This window comes from Pseudomonas sp. 2822-17, from assembly GCF_002742485.1.
Classification (GTDB): Bacteria; Pseudomonadota; Gammaproteobacteria; order Pseudomonadales; family Pseudomonadaceae; genus Aquipseudomonas; species Aquipseudomonas cyclaminis.
Window position 1 is genome coordinate 1 of sequence record NZ_LJRZ01000703.1, and the last position, 382, is coordinate 382.

Consider the following 382-nt stretch of genomic DNA (forward strand, 5'->3'; position numbering starts at 1 on the left):
CTTTTATATCTACAACTATGTAATGTCCGTGCGACCTTGCGAACAATTCATCTACTCTCTTTACTGAATTGATCGCCTCTACTGTTAGATAATATTTTTTTGTTTTTTTATCATCTAGCACTTGCTCCATCATGATTAAACTTGATTCTTTTAGTAAAGACAGACCTATTTTAACAACGATGATGGATACAATTACACCTGCCAGAGGATCCAAAAAAATTAAAAAAGGATAATTAAAATGACTCCCTATGATTGCACCTAGAACTCCAACAAATGCCGCAATAGAAGATAAAGCATCTGAACGATGATGCCAGGCTTCGGCTAATAATGCCGAACTATTGATTTGCCGTGCTAACCTTATTTTATATTGAAATAACAATTC

Annotated in this window: 1 protein-coding gene; it reads right to left on the reverse strand. The window is 34.3% G+C overall.

All coding sequences use genetic code 11. The features are described 5' to 3' along the window. The coding region (locus tag AOA60_RS23900; RefSeq protein ID WP_143522548.1) for a cation diffusion facilitator family transporter at positions 1-382 on the reverse strand (382 nt) is incomplete at both ends.